The sequence below is a fragment of the Pseudomonas sp. B414 genome, assembly GCF_055408445.1.
Map to the genome: position 1 here is coordinate 26,009 of NZ_JBUZTQ010000006.1, position 21,114 is coordinate 47,122.

A 21,114-nucleotide genomic window follows, 5' to 3' on the forward strand; every position below is an offset into this window, starting at 1 on the left:
TGTGGGGCGCTTCCTACATGAATTACGGTATTAATCTGAAGGCGACGAAAGGTAGTAGCTGTATTTAAAAATACATTTCAGGGTCATCCCTCTCCTGCAGAAGAGGGCGGGCCTGGTGTTTTAGAAGTAGTAGCCAATATTGACGTTGGTGCGGTAGTACCACTGGTTACTGCCGATTGAGCTGGTGTTGGTAAAGCCGCTGCCGTTTTCGGCACCGCCGTAGGGGTTGGCGTTTTTCGCCCAGGTCAGGTCGATCCAGGCCATGACTGGCAGGGCAAAGAACTGCGCGCCGACGGTGTACATCTGCGAGTCGTCCCAGCCACTTTTGTCTTTCATCAGGCGACTGTAGTCGTTGTACAGCTTGACCTTTTTCAGCGGGCCCAGGTTTGGCGTGAGGATGTCATAGCTTACGTTCAGCGCTGCAAGACTTGCCTTGGAAGCAATCAGATACGCAGGCGTCAGGCCGTTGCCGCCCATCAGCACTGAATCCTTGCTGACCCCGGCCGGGTTTTTCGGGTCGAACTCATAGCGGATGCCTTGCCCGGTCACTGTCCATTGCCCGGCATTGATAATGGCGTGAATGCCGCCCGCCCAGTAGTCGCCGTCATCTTTGGTAGTGGCGTTGTACAGTTGGGCGGTGGCGGCCGATGCGCCAACCTCTGCTTTCCAGCCATCATTGTTGAAGGTCCGTGCGACTCGGGCGTTGAGCTGGTTGCGCTTCTCGTTGTCCTGACGCGACTGGATGGCCGCGATTGCATTGTCTTTCAAGTCGGCATAGCGCCCGACTTCAGGAGCAAAGCGGATATCGGTCGGCAACATGCGCGGGAAAAACGCCAGTTGCACATTCCACTCCGGATTCTTGTAGCTGTATTTCAAACCTGAACCCGTGCTTGAGCCGTAACCCATAAAGAACGGCAGGTGATAGCTCCAGCCAAATTGCGGGTAGGGCTCCAGGCCGAAAGGCTTGAAGGTGGCACCCAGTTGCAGGTTGGATTTTTCGTTCAGGTGATAGCCGATATAACCACGGTCGACGGCGCGCTTGCCGTCATCCTGGAACCAGTAGCCGACATCGCTAAACATGTTCTTGTAGGTCGCTTGCACATCGAGGCGGAAGGTGTCGAAGAGAAAGCGGTTGCTGTTTTCGCTGGTGTCCCAGTGTTCGTCGCGAAAGTTGGTACGCAGGGCGCCGCCTATATCCAGGCTGCTCTGGCCGTCATCACTGCGCCAGGCGATATGCGGAAACGGCTTTTTGACCACGGTAGCGGTCGGGGCAGGTTCGGCGGCAAAACTGATGCCACTGCTCAGCATCAGCCCCAGGCATATAACGGACTTGTTCATAGTTGACTCCCCGTAAGGTCGCGTTTTTAAAAGTGACAGGCAACACTTTCCCGCTTGCCTTGAATGGGGCAGTTGGCGAAGTGGCTTTTAATAAGTCTGTGTAGTGTTTTATAGGTGGTACAGCGTCTACTCTGTAAACCTGATAGAGATAGAGCAGGAACTGTGCCAAGTGTTTTTATGATGCTTTAAATTGTAAAAAATACATATAAAACAATAGTTTATATATAAAACGCCTGGTTGCGTATTGCCTGTGAAACAGTGCGGGGAGGGAGTAACAAAACTGCACATTTTCTGTGCGTATATATGTCACGCGCACAAAAAAACCGACGTTGAAGTCGGCTTTTTAATAGCTTTATCTTGGCACTCCTAATGGTGGGGGCAGGGTGCTCGCGATGCAGGCAACTGGGTGTGTCTGAATCACCGGGGTGCTGCAATCGCGAGCAAGCCCGCTCCCACAGTTAGTTTTATATCGCTCTTACAAATCCAGCACCAATCGCTGGCTCTTGCAGCCCGATACACAGACCATCATCGATTTGTTGGCCGCACGCTCGGCTTTGGTCAGCACGCCGTCGCGATGGTCGATATCACCTTCCACCACCCGTGTTTCGCACGAACCACAGACCCCTTCGCGACAGCTGTATTCGATATCACAGCCCGCTTCGAGCAACACATCGAGCAAACTTAAACCCGGTTCGACGGAGAGTGTCTTGCCGGTTTTTTTCAGCTCTACGCTGTAACGGCTTTGCGCGTCGGTGGACGGCGGTAGTTCGGCCGCTGCGAAGCGCTCGATATGGGCATGGGGGTAGCCGAGGCTTTCGCAGGTGCTCTCGAACGCATCGAGCATCGGAGTAGGGCCACAGCAGTAGAAGTGCGTGTCAGCGGGCTGGTCTGCCAGGTAGGCCGCCAGGTTCGGCGGCACGCCTTTTTCATCGTTGAAGTGGTACACCACCTTGGCGCCCAGCCCGGCGAGTTCTTCCACCAGCGCCGCTTCCTGGCGCGAGCGGGCGCAGTAGATCAGCTCGGCAGATTTACCCAGCGCCAGCAGTTGGCGAAACATGCAGTAGATCGGTGTAATGCCGATCCCGCCTGCCACCAGCACGCTGTGTTTGGCGCTGGTATCGAGGGCAAAGTTATTGCGCGGCGACGAGATCGACAGCTGCATGCCGACGCGCAATTGCCCGTGCATATATTCCGAGCCGCCACGGCTGTTGCGATCGCGCAGGATGCCGATCACATAACGGCCCTGGTCGCTCGGAGAATTGAGCAACGAGTAGCTGCGCACTAAACCATTGGGCAGGTGCAGGTCAATATGGGAACCAGCGTCGAATGGCGCGAATACGGTGTCACCGTAAGGGCGCAGCTCGACACTGATAATACCTTCGGCCTCGTAGCGCAGGGTATGCACACGGGCAGTGATGGCGGCGTTCATGGCAATTGCTTCGCGTCGATCAGCTCCAGTTGAGCCTTGGCCGCGTTTTTCAGGTAACGGCGCAGGCGCACTACACCCAAGTCATGCTGGTAGAGGTTTTCGCGCTGGTTGGCGTTCGGCTCCATAAATTCGAGCAGCACCCGGTCCTGTTCCAGCACGGCCCAGTGGCGTGCTTCCAGGCGGTTTTTGTAGAGGAAGCGCCAGGTGTCGCGCTGCCAGCCGGTCAGCGGCCGGCAACGCCAGTGGAACACCGCCGACAGCGAACGGCTGCTGGGGGTGTAGCTGCCGATAATGGTGAAGTTGCCGCCCGGGCCGCCGGTTTTCGGGTACGGGATTTCCAGGCGCAGCCAGTGGCAGCTGTCGTCCATAAATTCGGTCCAGTCGAAGTTGACTCCGCGCTGACCTTCCTTCTCGAAGAAGAAACCCTTGTCGGTATCTCGGGTGACGAACTTGGCCGTGGCTTCGCCTTCGCTCATGGAGTGCGACATCTTGTGCAGATAGGTGCCGTGCATCGGGTCCATGACGTTGTCGATCACGTAGCGGTAATCGCCTTGCCACTCGGCGTAGCACACAAAGCTGCTCCACTCGGGCGAGGTCAGTTGCTCTGGCAGCACCAGTTCCGGCGGGGTGTCGACATGGGGTTCGGCGGCGTTGTAGAGGAAGATCGCGCCAGCGGCCTCGCGGGTATGGAACATGCGTGTCGGGCGGCTGCCTTCGAGCTTGCAACCGGGGCTGCCCGGCACCTTGGTCACGGTACCGTCGCTGCGCACTTCGACGCCGTGATACGGGCACTGCAGGCGGTCACCCAGCACCGGCCCCTGGGACAACGGCGCGCCGCGATGGGGGCAGTGGTCTTCCAGGGCGTGGACGCTGCCATCGTTGTCGCGCCACAGGGCGATCTTGTAGCCCAGGCGGCGGATTGAGACGGGTTTTTCACCCAACTGGTCGCTGGGCAATACCGGGAACCAGAGGTTTTTCAAGCCATTGGCCAGGAGATTTTCAACAGGGTCGACGGTTATGTTCATGCTCATTTTTCTTCTACCTTCAGCGACTTATTCGCCCAGCCGGGCCATCAGGTTTTGATAAGCGTCAGGTGTCCACTCGCCCGTGGTCAGGGGGCAGGGCGGGCCCGCCCGGTTGAGGTGGGCGAGCAGGTCGGGCAGCTCGGTAACACCATTGCCGAAGGCGCGTTCGATGGAGTCGCCAAGCAGCTCTTCGAACGGCGTGTTGGGGCGTTTACGAGCTTGATGCGGCTCGATATAGGGTTGTGCAGTACTCATGTCATTAACTTCCTTGAAGACCTGTAGGCGGGTTCAGGCTGCGCTTGGCGTTGGCACGGTCCAGGCGTCATAGGCATACACCCAGTCGGCATTGCCGCCGTCCTTGAGCCATTGATTGCCCCGCGAACCGATCTGGATCTGGCTGGTGCGTTGCAGGCGGGCGTTTTGATAGGCGAGCAGGGCATCGGCAATTTGTGCCGTACCCGGCAGGTCTTGCAGATGGCGGGCGAGCACCACCGCATCCTCGATGGCCTGGCCAGCACCCTGGGCCATAAACGGCATCATCGGATGGCAGGCGTCGCCCAGCAGGGTCATAGCGCCCTGGGACCAGAACGGCAGCGGATCGCGCTCGTACAGCGCGGTCTTGAGCACCTCGCTGCAGGCATCGAGCAGGGCGCGGGCATCGGGGTGGAAGTCCTGATAGTGGCTGCGCAACTCGTCGGCATCGCCAGCGCTGGTCCAGGACTCTTCATGCCAGCTGTCTTGTGCGGTGGTGGCGAAGATAAAAATGTCGCGACCCTGATTCAGCGGGAAGGTTACGATCTGGCTTTGCGGGTTGGGGCCCCACCATTTGGTGAAGGCTTGAATATTCGGCACATGGGCCACGCTTTCGACGGGTACCACGGCGCGATAAGCGACCACGCCGGTAAAGCGCGGCTGCTCATCACCGAACAATGCCTTGCGCACCACTGAGTGGATACCATCGGCGCCGATCAGCAGGTCGGTGACATGAGTGCTGCCATCCTTGAAATGCAGTTCGATACCTTGCCCGGTCTGCACCACTTGCTCGGCACGTTTGCCGAACTGCACGTTTTCAGTGGGGAACACATCGGCCAGTGCCGCCAGCAAATCGGCGCGGTGGATGGTCAATTGCGGCGCGCCGTATTTCTGTTCGGCGGTATCGGCCATTTCCAGGCGCGAGGTTTCTTCGCCGCTGTCCCACATACGGCTGATACGGTGGGTGGGGCGGGCAGCAGGGATGCGCACTGCCGCGCCGACACCGAGGCCGTCGAGGGCACGCACGGCATTGGGGGTCAGGTTGATATCGGCACCGACGCGCAAAAAGGCTTTGGACTGCTCGAATACGGTGACGTTGTGACCGGCGCGCTGCAAGGCAATGGCGGCGGTCAGGCCGCCGATCCCGGCACCGGCAATGGCGATATTCAATGAAGACATGGGCGACTCCTGTTCAGGGTTTCGGTTTGTCGGTGAGGAACTTGCCTTGCGGCGCTTCTACATGTTGCTGGCGGCGGGTATGGCCATCGATGCCCCCCGCGATGGCCCATTCGGCAAACATTGTGGGCCCGGGCTCGAAGGCTCGTGGCTGCCACTCGCCTGTGAGCTGGTCTTCGTCGGCGTAGTACTCCACCAGCGCACCCGCCGGGTTTTTGAAGTACCAGAAGAACGCCGAAGACACCGGGTGGCGACCCGGGCCAATTTCGGTGGCCCAGCCGCTGCGTGAGATATGCATGCCGCCGCCGAACACTTCGTGCACGTCACGTACGGTGAACGCAACGTGGTTCAAACCGGCGCGCGGCGCGGGCAGTTGCAGCATAAACAGGTCGTGGTGACCGCCTTCTTCAGCGGTGCGCAAAAACGCCCCGCGATCCGGGTAGCGGTCCGAGGCCTGGAAGCCAAAGCGATCGTGGTAGAAGGCTTCGCAGGCATTGACGTCCTTGACGAAAAACACCACATGGCCGACTTCAATCGGCGTGGCGCGCTCGTAGATCGGTGCAGCCTTGTTGATCCGGCCCTTGGTCTGCCAGGTGTTGTGGCCGCTGCACTCGATCTCCAGTTCGCGCTTGCGGGTCACTTGCAGGCGGATGGCCAGGCCATTGGGGTCGGTGCAGCCGATGCGGCCATTGCTTTCGACAAAACCGGGGTCGTTGGCGATGCGCTGGCTGTACAGCGCCAGGTCTGCAGCGCTGGCCACGCCCCATACCACTTCGCGCACGGTCGAGCCGGCTTCGATGGCAGGCGGCAGGCCAGCCTTGTTGATATCGGCCAGCACCACACGGCAGCCGTTGAGGGTTTCAAAGATCACCTCATCGGCCTGTTCGCTGACTTTGCTCAGGCCCCAGTCGCTGAAAAAACGTGCACAGGTGTCCAGATCCTCGACACCGTAGGTGACTTCATCAATGCCTAAAACGCTCATAACCCACCTTCATTTGCCGTACCGGCCCAGGCCAGCGGTTGTTCATTCATGCCCCAGTAGAGGCTTTTCTGTTCCATGTACTGCAGGATGCCGAGGCGGCCTTTTTCCCGGCCCAGGCCGCTGTCACGCCAGCCGCCGAACGGGGTGGAAATCGAGAACTGCTTGTAGGTGTTGATCCACACCGTACCGGCCTGGATTTTTCGTCCCAGCGCCCAGGCGCGCTTGTAGTCGCGGGTCCAGATACCGGCAGCGAGGGCGTACAGGCTGTCGTTGGCCTGCTCCAGCAATTGCGCTTCGTCATCGAACGGGATGGCCACCAGCACCGGGCCGAAAATCTCTTCCTGACAGACTTGCTGGTGGTTGCCCAGGCCTTCGAGAATGGTCGGCGGGTAGAAGTAACCCTGGTCATAAACGCCGCCTTGCAAGCGCTTGCCCCCCAGCAGCAGGCGGCCCCCTTCGGCCAGCCCGAGGGCGACGTAGCGCTCAACCGATTCGCGGTGCGCGGCGCTGATCAGCGGTCCCATTTGCGTGCGCTCATCGGCAGGATCACCGACCCGCAATTGGGCGGCGGCTGCCACCAGCCGCGCCATAAACGGCTGGTACAGGGCACGGGCAACAAACAGGCGTGACCCGGCAATACAGGCTTCGCCCGAAGAGCTGAAAATACCGTACAGCACCCCGGCCACAGCGTGATCGAGGTCGGCGTCATCGAGCACGATGGTCGGCGACTTGCCACCCAGCTCCAGCGACACCGGCATCATCTTGTCAGCGGCGATATGGGCAATATGTTTGCCGGTTTTGGTCCCGCCGGTAAACGACACGCGCTTGACCAGCGGGTGGCGGGTGAGCGCATCACCCAGCAGCGAACCCTTGCCCGGCAGCACGCTGAGCAGGCCTTTGGGCAGGCCCGCTTCTTCGCAGATGCGGGCCAGTTGCAGGGCCATCAGCGGGGTGATTTCCGCCGGCTTGATCACCACCGCATTACCGGCGGCCAGGGCTGGCGCGACCTTTTGCGCTTCGCTGGCAATCGGCGAGTTCCATGGCGTGATTGCGGCGATTACACCCATGGGCTCGTAGACGCTCATGGTGACGAAATCACCGCGCGACGGGGTGATGGTTTCTTCGAGGGTTTCGCAGGCTGAGGCAAAAAACTGGAAGGTACCGGCTGCGCTGGCGACCAGTGCGCGGGTTTCGCTGATCGGTTTGCCGTTGTCCTGGCGCTGCAACTGTGCCAGTTCTTCGCTGCGTTCGCGGATCAGCTGGGCAATGCGATACAGCACAGTGGCCCGCTCGTGGGGTTTGCGCTGCGCCCAGCCGCTGTGCAGGAATGCCTGGTGGGCGCCTTGCACGGCGTCTTCCACGTCTTCGACGCTGGCTGCATTGAGCCAGGCAACTGCTGCGCCAGTGGCCGGGTAGCAGGTGGCGTAGCGCTCACCGCGGCCGCTGCGCCATTGGCCGGCAATGCAGATGGGTAGAGTTTGTTCGAGCGTCATAAATGCCTCAGCTGTAAGTCGTTAGCGGCAAGCCCGCTCCCACAGGTGTTCTGGTGCCCATAAAGGCTCATATCGAAATCACATGCGCGTGGTTGCCCAGGGCGCGCACTACGCTGTAAACGGTCAGCGCCGAGGTTTTCGGGTTGGCCAGCAGCGGTTTGCCGCGCAGGCTCATTTCAAAACCGCCAAAGGCTCCACGGGCTTCGAAGTGATGCACGTTCTCTTCGCTGCACGGGTCGGCAATCAGGGTCACCAGGGTGCGGTCAAGCCCCAGCCCGGCCAGGGACAGGGTGGCGGCGACGTTGGCGTTTTTTGGATAAAGCCGCGCGGCCTCGCGGGCACTGCCCTGAAAAATCACCGTAGCTTCGCTGATACTGTCCAGGTCGCAGACCTGCTCGGCCGGGGTGTTTTTCCAGGCTTGCGCCGGTTTGCGCCCGGTGTAGCTGACCGCATCCAGCCCGCCGACCTTGGCTGCCGACAGGGCGTCAATGCCGCCGATGGCGCCAGGCAGCAACTGGATATAGGTCTGGCCACGCTCGGCCGCCGCTTCCAGGCGCTCCACCAGGCCGACTTCGGACAACGCCCCCACCGAGACAATCAGGCACGGGATGCCACGCTCCAGCGCTGGCAGCACATGCTCTTCGATGGCGCGGTGGCCGGCGCACTCGACCAGCAGGTCGGGGCGCGCATCGGCCGGCAATGCGTTCAGCACCCGGGGTGGTTGCTTGAACCCCGCCAGACGCTGGCGCACCAGATCTTCGGAACCGCTTGAGGCGATCACGCAGTCAACCCGCATCTGTGCATCGTTCTGCAGCAGTTCGAGTACGCCGACGCCAATCGCGCCGCAGCCAACCATGGTGATATGCAACATGAGTCAATCCTCAGGCCGTGGCTTTTTGCGCTTTGGTTTCGCTGTTGGGCGGACCGGCGAACTGGGTGGCAAAGCTGCCGACGCTGAGCATGTCGACTTCCAGCAGGAACGGCCCGGGCTGCGCCAGGGCAGCCTCGACCACGCCGCCGAAATCCTTCAGATCGGTGACCAGCCCGTGGCGCAGGTTCAGCGACTCGGCGAGCATGGAGTAGTCCGGGGTATGCAGGTCAACGTAGCAGTGGCGGCTGCCATACACCGCGTCCTGGATATTGCGGATCACGCCATAACGCTGGTCATTCATCAGCAGGATCACCACATTGGCCTTTTCCTGCACCAGGGTCGCCAGCTCACCCAGGTTAAGGATGAAGCCGCCGTCACCGGCCAGGGCGAAGACCTTGCGCGAAGGGTCGGTTTCGGCCGCCGCAACCGCCGCGCCAATGGCCATCGGCATGCCCTGGCCAATACCACCACCCAGTGCATGCACCCCCGAACGCGGGTGGAACAGGGTCAGCAGGCGGTTGCCCCAGATGCTGTTGGACAGGGTCACGTCGCGGACCCAGGAAAAGTTGCGCCCGGTCATGCCCTGCAACTGCTCGACCATCGCCGAGTACGGTCCCAGATCAGCGATCAACTGAGTGCGCGACTGTTCGCGCACGGCCTTGAGGTCGGCGAGGAAGGTCGGGTCTATCTGCAGGCGGCCTTGCAAGCGATCGGCCAGACCATCGAGGGCCAGCGCCGCATCACCGCAGATAAACAGTTCGCTGTTGTAGCTGCGCCCTTCGATGGCCGGGTTGGCATCGATACGCAGGGTGTTGCGTGGCAGCTTCAGCGCGTATTTGAACGTTTCGTTGCTGCGCAAACGGGAACCGGCAATCAGCAGCGCGTCGCAGCTTTGCAGAAACTGCTCGACCCGTTTGTTTTGCGAAAAGGCACCCAGGCAGCGTTCGTCGTTTTCGTTGACCACACCACGGCCCTGGGTCGACGTGATCACCCCCACGCCCATCTCCAGCAGGCGTTTGACTTGCGCCCCGGCATGTCGCGCCCCGCCGCCGAGCCACAGCAGCGGACGGGTGGCGCTGGCCAGTCGCTCGGCCACCAGGTCCAGCGCTTCGGGCGACGGCACGGCCACCGCAATCGGCAATGGCGACAGGTCGGTGGGCATGGGGATAAAGGTCGACTGGATATCGATCGGAATCTCGACGCTGACCGGCCCGGTAGGGGCAGTGAGGGCGGTTTGCACGGCCAGTTTCAGGGTGCTGATCGCGGTCTCGACGCTGCGCACGCGGAACGCAGCCTTGGACACGGCCTTGAGCATGGTCAACTGGTCGCGGGCTTCGTGGATATAGGCGAAGTCCTGGTCCAGATACGGCGTTTCGATCTGCCCGGTGATATGCAGCAGCGGCGTGCCCGCAGTCAGCGCTTCGACCATGGCCCCTGCGGCATTGCCCGCTGCGGTGCCGGTGGAGGTCAGGCACACACCCAGGCCGCCGGTAGTGCGGGCATAGGCATCGGCCATATTGGTGGCCCCGGCTTCACCCCGGGCCATGACAAAGCGGATATTGCCCCGTGCGGCGAAGGCATCGAGGATCGGCATGTTGTGGATGGAGATCACGCCGAACGCGGCCTTGACCTCGCACTGCTCCAGAAACGCGGTGATGGCGGCGCCAACGGTGACGGTATTTTCATTACGCATGGCGGGACAGACCTCCAGAAACATCGATATGGCTGCCTGTGGTGTACGAGGACAGAGGCGAGGCCAAAAACAGGATCGCGCGGGCCGCTTCAAGCGGCAGGCCCAGGCGCCCCAAGGGAATGTGTTTGTGTTGCGCCAGCCGGGCAGTCCACTGTGACCAGTCCAGCTCGCGCTCTTCGCGGGCTTCGAAGCGGCGCCGCCATTGCCCGGACTCGACCAGGCCAATCAGGATGCCGTTGACCCGAATGCCCTTGGGGGCAAACTCGGTGGCCATTGAACGCACCAGGTTCATCACCCCGGCGCGTGCCGCCGAGGTGGCGACCATATGCGGCTCCGGCTGGCTGGCCAGCAGCGAGTTGACGCAGACGATGGCGGCGTCGGGCTGGCTTTGCAGTTGGCTCATAAAGGCGTGGACCGGGTTGATCACCGAGAAAAACTTCAGGTTCAACTCTTCGGTCCAGGCGCTGTCGGTGGTGTCGGCAAAGGTCGACACCCGGCCCTGACCGGCGTTGTTGATCAGGCTGGTGGCCGGGCCAAGCGCTGCCAGGCTTGCGGCGGCAAAGGCCTTTACCGATTCGGTATCCAGCACATTGCACACATGGGCCAGCAGGCGTGCATCGGGGAAGCGTTGGCGCAAGGCGCTTTCAGCGTTACGCAGGCGCTCTTCGTTACGTCCGCACAAGGCCACGGCGGCACCGGCTTCAAGCAGCAGTTCGACACAGGCCAGGCCAATGCCCGAAGAACCGCCCGTGACAATCGCGGTGCTACCTTGCAGTTGATAAAGGCTCATCTCAATCCCTCATCAAGGCGGTGACACGGTTGTGGCCGTCGTTGGCCGCACCGCTGTTGTAGTTGAGCAACCGCGACAGCTCGTCGGCGCTGCGACGCACTTGCAGGAGCAACTCGTTGAAGTTGACGTGGGCAATCTGCGCGGTGGGCACGGTCACCCCCAGGGCGGCGACAATCTTGCTCGACCCGTCGCGCACCGGAGCGGCCACGGTGGAGATCGACGATTCGAAAAAGCCTTCGCCGCTGACAAAGCCGCGCTGGCGGTCGGCCTGCACCATGTCGAACAGCTCCAGGGCGTTTTTCGGCGTGCAGGGCGAGTGCTGCTCAAGGTGATCTTCGGGGAACAGCTCGCGCAGTTCGCTCAGCGACAGGTCTTCGAGCAGGATGCGCCCCAGCACGGTGGCGTGGGCGGGCAGGCGGGTGCCGACGTTGACGGCGCTGGAGAACACCGACGGTGGCGAGACCTTGGCCACATACACGATCGAGCGACCATCGCGTACCACCAGATTGCTCGGGTAGTTGACCCGGTCGCACAAGCGCGCCAGCAGCGGTTGGCCCAGCTCGGTCAGCTCCAGCGAGGCCAGGTACTCGAAGCCCAGGCGCAGCACTGACATGCCGAGGCGGTATTCATTACCGCTGCGGGTGACGAAACCCATGGTTTCGAGGGTGGTCAGCAGGCGGAAAATCGTCGAGCGCGGCAGGGCCAGACGGCGAGCCAGCTCCGGCGCGGTCAGGGTGCGGTTGCTGCGCGTGAACTCGCACAGCAACAGCAGGCCACGCTCCAGGCCCGGCACGATGTATTTGTCCTGAGCGTCCTTGGGCAGTTCTGTATCTGTCATAGCGATGCACCTGTCAGGGGTTGTTTGATGGCAATGCCCAGTCGGCCTGCCACCGCATAAGGTTGTTCGATAGGGCTGGCATGGCCGGCGCCGTCAATCAGGCTGAAGCTGGCGCCTAACGTCCGGGCCAGCATCCGGCAGCTGTCGGGCGGGGTGATGCCGTCGGCGTCGCCGCAATGCACCTCGCAGGGCATCGACAGCGGCGGGTGGCGCAGCAGGTCATCACCGCACAGCAGCTCGATTGCCTGGCGATAACCCTCGGGGTCAAGCCGCGCCATGTTCCAGCGCACCCAGGCGTGATCCCTTGGGCTGGCGCCGGGTGAAAGCATGTAGGCACTGCGTTGTTCGGCCATGGCCTGAATGCCGGGATGCTCAATGTCGGCCAGGCGTTTTTTGCGCACGGCCTGGCCTTGAATCTGCCGGGATGGATGGCCATAGCCTTGCGCCGGGCTGATCAACACCAGGCGGCTGACGCGCTGTTGCTGTGCGCCGCTGGCGAAGGCCGTGGCGGTGATTGCACCTAGCGAGTGGCCCACCAGCACACAGCGGCGCACCTGCAGTGCATCGAGCATCTGGCACAGGCGCTCGGCGTAGTCCGAGGCATCCGGGGCCAATGAGCGCAGTGGTGTGGACTCTCCATAGCCGGGGGCATCCCAGGCAATCACCCGCACGCGCTGGCCGAGCAACTGCGCCACCGCCAGCCACGACGCAGAGCCCGAGCCAATGCCGTGCAACAGCACAATGGCCGGTCCGCTGCCGCATTCACGCAGGGCCTGACGCCCGCCTGCGACGTCCAGCGTGCGCAGGGGGAAGTTTTTCGCCAGGCGTGCCTCAAGGTCAGTGACGAGTGGGTCGGTGGTGGCGAGCAGCATGGCGTTATCCGCGCTTGATCGAGGCCAGAGGGTGCTCTGGCGGGTAAGTCGGGGTCAGCGGCTTTTTCGCGCCGAGCATCACGCACATCAGCGCATCTTCATCGCCGATATTGATCTCTTCGCGGTACACGCCCGGCGGCACGGAAATCACGTCGCGGTCGGTGAGGATGGTTTCGAAGCGCTCGCCGTCCTTTTCGATTACCACCTTGAGGGTGCCGCGCAGTACGAAAAACACCTCTTCAACGTCGGTGTGCAGATGCGGCGGGCCTTCGTGACCGGCGGGAATCACCATGGTCGAAAAGGTGAAGTTCTCCGACGGGATGGTGTTCATGTCGGTGCTGATGCCGGTGCCGCCAGTGCCGATATAGCGCATTTGTGCCCGGCGGAACTTGGGGTCGTAGTCAGCCTGGAACTTCAGCGCGTTCCAGTCGTACTGGCGCGTTTCGTAGCGGGCAATACGGGTTTTCATCCAACTGGCGAGGTCGCTGCCGGCAGGTTGTTCCCAGCTTTTTGGCGTGTCTTGTTGTGCAGATAGATCGGTCATGGCTGTCTCCGGTTCAAGGCATGACGAACCCGCCGTTGACCGGCAGGGTTTGTCCAGTGATAAAGCGGGCAAGGTCGGACAGCGCGAACAGCACGGCGCCGCTGACGTCCTCGGGCAATTGCGGGCGCTGGATGGCCCGACGGTCGTTGTACAAACGGTGGCGTGCTTCGGGTACATAGGCCGTGGCTTCGACCAGCACCAGGCCGGGGGCGATGGCGTTGACCGTGATGTTGTCGGTGCCCAGTTCGCGAGCCAGGCTGCGGGTCATGGCGATGATTGCGCCCTTGCTGGCGACATAGGCCAGCAGGTTTGGCGCGCCCCACAGCGGGGTGTCCGAGGCCAGGTTGACCACCGCGCCCTGGCCGCTGTTGCGCAGGGCGGGCAGGCAGGCTTTGGTCATCAGCCAGGTGCCGCGCACGTTGACCTGCATGACCTGATCCCAGGTATCGATATGCAGCTCTTCGCACGTCTTGCCGCCGGAATTGGTGATCGAAGCGTTGTTCACCAGCCCGTCCAGGCCTCCCAGCAAACGCACGGTTTCAGCTACGCAGGCATCGATCGAAGCGGGCTGCGCCAGATCTACCGTCACGCCATAAACGCTGAGGCCTTCGGCGCTTAGTTCAGCCGCCGATTGCTGCACGCGCTCAGCGAGAATATCGGCGATCACCACCCGAGCCCCGGCCTGGCCGATGGCCCGGGCAAAGGCCAGGCCCAGCCCACGGGCACCGCCGGTGACCAGCACCCGGCGCCCTTCAAGTAACGACTTGTGCGCGTTCATCATTGGGTACTCAGCATGGCTTTAGGCATGTAATGCAGCACCCGTTTCTCGGCCCAGACCACGGCGCCGTAAGCCAGCACGCCGATCACGGTGAGCATGACGATGGCGACGAAAACCCCCGCGGTATTGCCCTGGCCCTCGGCGTCCACCAGCAGGAAACCCAGGCCCTGGTTACCACCCACCAGTTCACCGACGGTGACGCCGATCACGGCCAGGGTCGAAGCAATGCGCAGGCCGGAGAACAGTGCGGCCATGGCCGACGGAAATTCCACCAGGCGGAAGATCTGCCAGCGGCTGGCGCTCATGGTGCGCACCAGGTTGATCATGTCCGGGTCAACGGTGCGGATGGCCGACAGCACGTTGATCATCACCGGGAAAAACACGATCAGGATCGCGATCAGAATCTTTGGGTAAATGGTGTAGCCCAGCCACATCACGAACAGCGGGGCGAAGGCCACTTTCGGGGCGATTTGCAGCGCCAGGATGTACGGCGAGAGCATGGCTTCGGCGCTGGGCGACAACCCCAGCGACACTCCGATGGCCACGCCGAGCAGTGCGCCCAGAGCGAAGCCGACGACGATCTCGAAAGCAGTGATCAGGGTGTGCTGCAGCAGGCCGCCGGTCTGCCACATCAGCACGCCTTCCTGGGCTACGCGGCTGAGCTTGGGCATAACGAATTCGGGCATGCCCAGCAGGCCCGGGCCCCATTGCCAGAGCAGCAGAAACAGGAGCAGCAGGGCGACGCTGCCGAACACGGAGTGGTTAAGGTTTTTCATCGTATCGGTACCTTGTTGTCACTGGCCGTCATTGCGCGGCGGTTGGCTGTCGATGAACTGGTTGGTGTACAGCTCGTCGAGCGCGGGTTCGCGGGTGACGATGCCTTCGCTGACATAGAACTGGCGCACCGTTTCCAGTCGCGCCGGGTCGATGCGGCCCAGGACGGGCTGGTTGGCATACACGTGCTCGACATACAGCTTGAAGATTTTCTCCAGCTCGTCTTGCTTGCCTGCGTAGGCCGGAACGGCTTTGGCGAAGGTCACGGCCGCGCCGCGCGGGTCCTGGATAATGTCGCGCATGCCTTGCAGGGTGGCCTGCACCGTGCCACGCACAATCTGCGGGTGGTTTTTGATGGCGTCATCGGATGCGATGATCGACTGGGCCATGCTTTCGAAGATCTGTTCTTGCGGGATCAGCTTGACCTTCAAACCAGCCTCTTGGGCCTGCACCACCCAGTCCGGCACACCGGCCATGGCCTGGGCCTTGTTGGCGGTGAACAACTGCCAGACCCCGGCCGGGCCTGCGGCCTGAATATTGACATCGGTCTTGCTCAGGCCGGCTTTGCGCAGTGTGGCGAGCAGGGCGTAGTAGGTGGTGTCCGAGTAGGACATCACGGTCATGGTCTTGCCCTTGAGGTCGGCCACCGAATTGATGTTGTCCGCGGCATTGGTTGCGATCATTGTCACCCCGCCTGCGCCCAGCACGGCCACGGCGCGCACGGGGATACCGTTGGCCCGCACCACGATCGGGGTATCGCCGATGGCGCCGCCGAGCATGGCGTTACCGGCGCCAATCTGCTTGGCCACATCCACACCGCCTTTGGCAGCGATGAACTTCATGTTCAGATTCTGGGCGGCGTAGTAGCCCTTTTCCTTGGCGATGATCCAGGGTGCGAACGCTGGCAGGTTCGGCGGCGCGGGCAACAGATAGGTCACGTCGGTGGGCTGCGCCTGGGCGGCGAAGGCCAGGCCAAGGCCCAGGGCAAGTGCGCTGGCCTGGCTAAAACGATGGAACACAGACTTGAACATGCGGACTCCTCAAGCAGGTGGGGGACGGCAGGGCGTGATCAATGCAGTTCGGTGTCGGCGCCGACCTGCAGCAACTCCATCAGGCGGCCTACCAGCGGGCCGATTTGCGGCAGTTTGCGGCGCTCCAGCGGGTTGTCGCGAAACGGCAGGTCGATGCTGATTTCTTCGATAATGGTGCCGGGGCGGGCGCTCATGACCAGCAGGCGATCGGACATGGCGATGGCTTCGATCAGGTCATGGGTGATGAACAGGGCGGTTTTCTTTTCATCGAACAACATGCGCGCCATGTCCTGTTGCAGGATCATCTTGGTTTGCGCATCCAGCGCCGAAAACGGCTCATCGAGAAACAGCACCTGCGGGTCGACGGCCAGGGTGCGGGCCAGGGCTGCACGTTGGCGCATGCCACCCGACAGCTGGAAGGGGTAGTGGTCGGCAAAGCCGTGCAAATGGCAGCGATCGAGCAGATCCTTGGCCACCGCCTGGCGTTTGGCCGCCGCTACACCCTGGATTTCCAGGCCCAGCTCGACATTGCGGCGGATACTGCGCCACGGCATCAACAGGTCTTTTTGCAGCATAAAGGCCACCTGACGCACCGGGCCGGTGACTGCCTCACCGCCGACGAAGACTTCGCCTTCGGTGGGGCGATAGAGGCCGGAGCCCATATTCAGGATGGTGCTTTTACCGCAGCCGGAGGGGCCGATGATCGACACCACTTCGCCACGGCGAATCTTGAAATTGACCTCGCGGATTGCGAAGGGGGCCTCGGTCTTTCCCTTGGCCGGGAAGCACTTTCCGACATTGCGGAATTCAATTTCGGTGGGCTCCAAATCTTCCTTGGGAGCGGAGTTATTCCATTGCGGCGTCACGGCGTACATCTCTTTCACAGCCATTGGGAAGGGTCTCTGGTCTGTTTTATAGGTGATACGGCGTTTAGTGCATGAACAATGCCAAAGTGTTACGGAATGGATTTTGTGTTTTAAAATGTTTATTAATCAGAGAGTTGTATATTTGCTGAGTTTTTAGGCGTGTTTTATATGTGAAACAACGTTTCCGGTCTGGCACAAAATTGCCCATTTTCAGAGCCGTGAAGAGGAATTTGTCAGAAAGTGGTGCTTCGGGAAGTAACGGAAAAACGCCCAAATTCGGCGATTTGTTTTAAGAGTGAAACAAGGCTTTTTTAAATCTCAGTACTGTTCGCCTAAGTGAGCGCTAGCTCTTGTGTTTCTGTGGGCGCGGGCAGATCAAAAGCACTGCGCCCCGAGGTGGCCCACCTGGGGGCTATTTGGTAATCATGCAGTTGCGAAAACGGTAGTCGTTGACTCGCTCCGCGAGGCTGCGATCGGCTGCGCAGCAGTCGTAAAGCCATTTAATCCGGTCATTCAGGTACAACCCCGATCTCTGGAAGGTCGCGCTTACCGGGTTTGCGACCGCTCCGCGCTCGATCGCAGCCTCGTTCCACTCGTCAACGACTACAACCGGTGCATGTAAAGTTCGGTAAACCTTCGCTTCACTCCCGCCAGACGCTGCTATAAGGGCGGCGTTTTTTCCCCTTGAAGTTGAGCGTCCGGTCATGAAGTTGAAGTCTGTTGTCAAAGCAGTTGTCGTAGCAGTCGTAGTGTCGGCCTTGTCCGGTTGCTGGATGTTTATGCCTCCTGGCGGCGGGGGTGGTGGTTACGGCGGTGGAGGTGGGCATGGCGGTGGCCAGCACGGCGGTCCGCGCTGATCGGATAAGTCGCTTTATTGTGGGAGCGGGCTTGCCCGCGATGGCATCGACGCGGTTTAACTCAAACACTGCATCGCTTGTATCGCAGGCAAGCCGGCTCCCACAGGATGGCATTACAGCTCCAGCTTGTACCCCACGCCATACAGCGACTGGATCGGGTCTTGTCCGGGGCTGGCCTGGGCCAGTTTGCGACGCAGGTTGCGGATATGGCTGTCGACCGTGCGGTCGGTGACCACGCGGTGGTCGGAGTAGAGTTTGTCCAGCAACTGGTCACGGGAAAATACTCGCCCCGGGGCGCGGGCGAAGGTGTTGAGCAGGCGCAGCTCTACGGGCGTCAGGTCCAGCGCCACGCCGTCGAATGAGGCGCGATACTGCGCTTCGTCGATCTGCAGGCGGGCCTGGGCCACCTGCTCGAACTGCGTGCTGCGGCGCAGGATGGCCTTGACCCGGGCCACCACTTCACGCGGGCTGAACGGCTTGCAGATATAGTCGTCAGCACCCAGGTCCAGCCCTAGCAGGCGGTCCACTTCTTCAACCCGGGCGGTGATCATGATCACCGGCACCGCGCTGAAACTGCGCAGTTCCCTGCAGATGTCCAGGCCGTCGCGCCCCGGCAGCATCAGGTCCAGCAGGATCAACCTCGGCGCATGGCTGCGCACCCACGGCACCACGTCCAGGCCGTTGTCCAGGCAATGCACGGCGTACCCGGCGAGGCTCAGGTAGTCGTGCATCAACGCGGCCAGTTTGGGTTCATCTTCAACGATCAGAATGGTGTCCATGGTTTACACCTTGCGCGGCAGGCGCAGGCTGAGCCACAGGCCGCCCATGGGTGAGTGGTCGGCCGTCAGGTTGCCGCCGTGGGCCAGTACGATGCTGTGACAGATCGCCAGTCCCAGGCCGGCTCCACCACTGGCGCGATTGCGCGAGGCCTCACCGCGATAGAAGCGCTCGAACAGACGGGGCAATTGCTGGGGATCGACGCCAGGGCTGGAGTCCATAAAGTTGACCCGTATGTGTTCATCTTCAAGGGCGGCGCTGATCAGCAGCATGCCGCCGGCATCGGTGTAGCGCACGGCGTTTTCCAGCAGGTTGCCAAACAGCTGTTGCAGGCGCTTGGCATCGGCCTCCAGCAGCAGCGGTGAGGATGGCAGGCGCAGTTCAACCCGCAAGCCGGCCGCATTGCAGCGTTCCTGGTACATGGCCACCGAGGTCTGCAGCAGGTCGTTGAGGTCGCATTGGCTTTTGCGGTAGGTCAGGGCACCCACATCGGCCAGTGACAGCTCATACAGGTCGTCCACCAGTTTGCTGAGCATGCCGACTTCGCCTTGCAGTGACTTCATCGAGCTGTGATCAAGGGTGCGCACGCCGTCCTCGATGGCTTCCAGTTCACCGCGCAGAATCGACAGCGGCGTGCGCAGTTCGTGGGAGACATCGGCCATGAATTCACGGCGCATTTTTTCGTTGCGCTCAAGGGTGTAGGCCAGCTGATTGAAGTCGCGGGCCAGCTGGCCGACTTCGTCATTGGACGATACGGCTACCCGGTTGCTGTATTCCCCGGTGGCCAGTTTGTGGGTGGCGGCAGCCACGCGCTTGACCGGGTCGAGCAGGGTGCGGGCAATCCACCAGGCAATCAGCATGGCCAGCAGCAGCGAGAGAACCCCCATGCCTAGGCTGGTTTGCAATTGATATTGCTGGAACCGCTCGCCACCGGCCTCGGTCACGCTCTGGAACGGGGTCACGGCCAGCCAGCCGACGGTTTTGCCATTGACGTCAATCGGCCGCAGCAGGGCGTCATCGCCAATCGAGGGATAGCCGGTAACGCGTTTTTTGTCCTGGTCGAGCAGGGCGATGCGAAATAGCGCGCCGGTCAGGTCCGATGGCAGCGGGTTTTTAAGATCGCCGCGTTTGGGTTCGTCCCCTGCGTCTGGCCGCATCAGCTGAAACCAGCGCTCCGGGTTGTGGCGCAAGAATTCCCAACTGCCTTCGCGCTGCCAGGCACTGACCATGCGCGGTTGCACAGACTCCATGCGCTCCAGCGCCTGTTCATTGAGATAGCCGAGAAACCCCCTGGTGAAGCTCCAACTGGTGGCCAGGCCCATGCTCAGGATCACGAACAGCACGCTGGCCAGAACGGCGATAAACAGTTTGGTGGAGATACTCAGTTTCATCGGCTCGGCTTACTGGCGAAATGGCCCGTTCATTTAGGCCCTGCGCCGGGGAAGATTCAAGGCTTGCGGGCAATCTTCAATTTTCCTGCACATTTGCCTCGCACCATGACATCAGCCAACTGTCTTGTAGAGGCCGCCATGTCGATCAAACTGTTTACCAAATCCCTGGTAACCGCCGCTGTTGTTGTGTCCTTGCTGGTTCTTTTTGTGCTGAGCGGCTGCTCGGCAGGGGACTCCGCTCCTGTCGCCGAAAAACCCAAGGTGTCAGTGCTGACGGTGCAACCGCAGCGTCAGGCTTTGACCACCGAGCTGGCCGGTCGCACCCAGGCCTTTATGGTTGCCCAGATCCGCCCGCAGGTGGGGGGCATCGTGCAGCAGCGTCTGTTTGTCGAAGGTGCTGAGGTCAAGGCCGGGCAGGCGCTGTATCAAATTGACGCGGCGCCGTACAAGGCTGCCCTGGCGCAGATGCAGGCCACCGCCGCCAAGGCCCGCGCTACCCTCAAGTCCGCGCAGTCCACCGCCCGGCGCGATGCGCAGCTGGCGAAGATTGATGCCATCAGCCAGCAAGACAACGAAGACGCCCAGGTTGCGCTGCAAACGGCCCAGGCCGATGTGCAAGTGGCGTTGGCCGATGTCGAGACGGCACGCATCAATCTGGCTTATACGCGGATCAGTTCGCCGCTCAGTGGCCGCATTGAAACGTCGACGGTGACCCCCGGCGCGCTGGTGGTCGCCAGCCAGGACACCGCGCTGACCACCGTGCAGCAACTGGACCCGATCTATGTCGACGTGACGCAATCGACCACCGAGCTGCTGCGTCTCAAGCGCGACCTGGCCAGCGGAGCCCTGCAGGGCAGCAGCGCGATTGAGGCGCCGGTGCTGCTCAAACTGGATGATGGCAGCACCTATAACCACGCCGGCAGCCTCAAGGTCAGTGGCGTAACGGTCACTGAAGGGACCGGCACCGTCACCTTGCGTGCCGTGTTCCCCAACCCCGATCACCTGTTGTTGCCGGGCATGTACGTGCGTGCCGTGCTGGACCAGGCCACCGATGACAAGGCCATCCTGATCCCGCAAAAAGCCGTGACCCGCAGCGCCAGTGGCGTGACCTCGGTGCTGGTGGTGGTCGATGGCAAGGTCGAGCAGCGTGTGGTGAGCATTGACCGTGCCGTGGGCAATCAGTGGTGGGTGACCGCCGGCCTGAATGCCGGTGACCAGGTGATTGTCGAAGGCGGGCAAAAAGTGCGAGTGGGCAACGAAGTACTGGCGCAGAACAGTCAAACCCGGCCGTTGCCGACCCGTGCCGCACCCACTGCCATTGCGCAGGAGGGTTGAGC

General features: G+C 61.6%; 20 protein-coding genes. 1 reads left to right on the top strand and 19 read right to left on the bottom strand.

Annotated elements, in window-relative coordinates; genetic code table 11:
* Window positions 1–120: 120 nt before the first annotated feature.
* The 19 genes from ACZRMH_RS07180 to baeS all read right to left on the bottom strand — a co-directional run bounded on the left by ACZRMH_RS07180 (window position 121) and on the right by baeS (window position 19,777).
* Complete coding sequence (locus tag ACZRMH_RS07180) at window positions 121–1,338, bottom strand: hypothetical protein (protein WP_464012819.1); 1,218 nt, start codon at window positions 1,336–1,338, stop codon at window positions 121–123.
* A gap of 475 nt (window positions 1,339–1,813) precedes the next feature.
* The gene (locus ACZRMH_RS07185; RefSeq protein ID WP_464012820.1) at window positions 1,814–2,767 is read right to left on the bottom strand and encodes a PDR/VanB family oxidoreductase; all 954 of its coding nucleotides are present in this window, start codon (window positions 2,765–2,767) and stop codon (window positions 1,814–1,816) included.
* The gene (locus ACZRMH_RS07190; protein ID WP_464012821.1) at window positions 2,764–3,798 is read right to left on the bottom strand and encodes a Rieske 2Fe-2S domain-containing protein; all 1,035 of its coding nucleotides are present in this window, start codon (window positions 3,796–3,798) and stop codon (window positions 2,764–2,766) included. Before ACZRMH_RS07190 ends, ACZRMH_RS07185 begins: the two co-directional genes overlap by 4 nt.
* Window positions 3,799–3,819: 21 nt before the next feature.
* Window positions 3,820–4,047, bottom strand: a complete 228-nt coding sequence (locus ACZRMH_RS07195; RefSeq protein WP_464012822.1) for a recombinase-like helix-turn-helix domain-containing protein — start codon at window positions 4,045–4,047, stop codon at window positions 3,820–3,822.
* A gap of 33 nt (window positions 4,048–4,080) precedes the next feature.
* Window positions 4,081–5,223 carry an FAD-dependent monooxygenase gene (locus tag ACZRMH_RS07200; RefSeq protein WP_464012823.1) on the bottom strand — a complete coding sequence of 381 codons (1,143 nt, stop codon included), beginning with the start codon at window positions 5,221–5,223 and terminating at the stop codon, window positions 4,081–4,083.
* Between the two features lie 13 nt (window positions 5,224–5,236).
* Window positions 5,237–6,202: a VOC family protein gene (locus ACZRMH_RS07205; protein ID WP_464012824.1), complete on the bottom strand. Its 966-nt coding sequence runs from the start codon at window positions 6,200–6,202 to the stop codon at window positions 5,237–5,239.
* Window positions 6,199–7,695, bottom strand: a complete 1,497-nt coding sequence (locus tag ACZRMH_RS07210) for an aldehyde dehydrogenase (protein ID WP_464012825.1) — start codon at window positions 7,693–7,695, stop codon at window positions 6,199–6,201. Before ACZRMH_RS07210 ends, ACZRMH_RS07205 begins: the two co-directional genes overlap by 4 nt.
* A 67-nt stretch (window positions 7,696–7,762) precedes the next feature.
* Window positions 7,763–8,566, bottom strand: a complete 804-nt coding sequence (locus ACZRMH_RS07215) for an aspartate dehydrogenase (protein ID WP_464012826.1) — start codon at window positions 8,564–8,566, stop codon at window positions 7,763–7,765.
* A 10-nt stretch (window positions 8,567–8,576) separates the two neighbouring features.
* A complete protein-coding gene (locus ACZRMH_RS07220) occupies window positions 8,577–10,259 on the bottom strand; it encodes a thiamine pyrophosphate-binding protein (RefSeq protein WP_464012827.1) in 1,683 nt (560 codons plus the stop codon).
* The gene (locus tag ACZRMH_RS07225) at window positions 10,252–11,049 is read right to left on the bottom strand and encodes an SDR family oxidoreductase (protein WP_464012828.1); all 798 of its coding nucleotides are present in this window, start codon (window positions 11,047–11,049) and stop codon (window positions 10,252–10,254) included. The genes ACZRMH_RS07220 and ACZRMH_RS07225 overlap by 8 nt, the downstream gene beginning before the upstream one ends.
* Before the next feature lies 1 nt (window position 11,050).
* The gene (locus ACZRMH_RS07230) at window positions 11,051–11,887 is read right to left on the bottom strand and encodes an IclR family transcriptional regulator (RefSeq protein ID WP_464012829.1); all 837 of its coding nucleotides are present in this window, start codon (window positions 11,885–11,887) and stop codon (window positions 11,051–11,053) included.
* Window positions 11,884–12,759, bottom strand: coding sequence for an alpha/beta fold hydrolase (locus tag ACZRMH_RS07235; protein ID WP_464012830.1), 876 nt, complete (start codon window positions 12,757–12,759; stop codon window positions 11,884–11,886). Before ACZRMH_RS07235 ends, ACZRMH_RS07230 begins: the two co-directional genes overlap by 4 nt.
* A gap of 4 nt (window positions 12,760–12,763) precedes the next feature.
* The gene (locus ACZRMH_RS07240) at window positions 12,764–13,303 is read right to left on the bottom strand and encodes a cupin domain-containing protein (protein ID WP_464012831.1); all 540 of its coding nucleotides are present in this window, start codon (window positions 13,301–13,303) and stop codon (window positions 12,764–12,766) included.
* A gap of 13 nt (window positions 13,304–13,316) precedes the next feature.
* A complete protein-coding gene (locus ACZRMH_RS07245) occupies window positions 13,317–14,081 on the bottom strand; it encodes an SDR family oxidoreductase (protein ID WP_464012974.1) in 765 nt (254 codons plus the stop codon).
* Window positions 14,081–14,857 carry an ABC transporter permease gene (locus ACZRMH_RS07250; RefSeq protein ID WP_464012832.1) on the bottom strand — a complete coding sequence of 259 codons (777 nt, stop codon included), beginning with the start codon at window positions 14,855–14,857 and terminating at the stop codon, window positions 14,081–14,083. Before ACZRMH_RS07250 ends, ACZRMH_RS07245 begins: the two co-directional genes overlap by 1 nt.
* Window positions 14,858–14,875: 18 nt before the next feature.
* Entirely contained in the window at window positions 14,876–15,886 is a 1,011-nt protein-coding gene (locus ACZRMH_RS07255; protein ID WP_464012833.1) for an ABC transporter substrate-binding protein, read from the bottom strand.
* A 38-nt stretch (window positions 15,887–15,924) separates the two neighbouring features.
* Window positions 15,925–16,761 (bottom strand): ABC transporter ATP-binding protein, encoded by an 837-nt coding sequence (locus tag ACZRMH_RS07260; RefSeq protein WP_464012975.1) that lies wholly within the window; start codon window positions 16,759–16,761, stop codon window positions 15,925–15,927.
* Between the two features lie 961 nt (window positions 16,762–17,722).
* Window positions 17,723–18,388 carry a response regulator gene (locus ACZRMH_RS07265; RefSeq protein ID WP_464012834.1) on the bottom strand — a complete coding sequence of 222 codons (666 nt, stop codon included), beginning with the start codon at window positions 18,386–18,388 and terminating at the stop codon, window positions 17,723–17,725.
* A gap of 3 nt (window positions 18,389–18,391) precedes the next feature.
* Entirely contained in the window at window positions 18,392–19,777 is a 1,386-nt protein-coding gene (gene baeS, locus ACZRMH_RS07270) for a sensor histidine kinase efflux regulator BaeS (RefSeq protein WP_464012835.1), read from the bottom strand.
* 138 nt (window positions 19,778–19,915) lie between these two features.
* Here baeS and ACZRMH_RS07275 point away from each other — a divergent pair, with 138 nt between their 5' ends.
* Window positions 19,916–21,112 carry an efflux RND transporter periplasmic adaptor subunit gene (locus tag ACZRMH_RS07275; protein ID WP_464012836.1) on the top strand — a complete coding sequence of 399 codons (1,197 nt, stop codon included), beginning with the start codon at window positions 19,916–19,918 and terminating at the stop codon, window positions 21,110–21,112.
* Window positions 21,113–21,114: the final 2 nt, after the last annotated feature.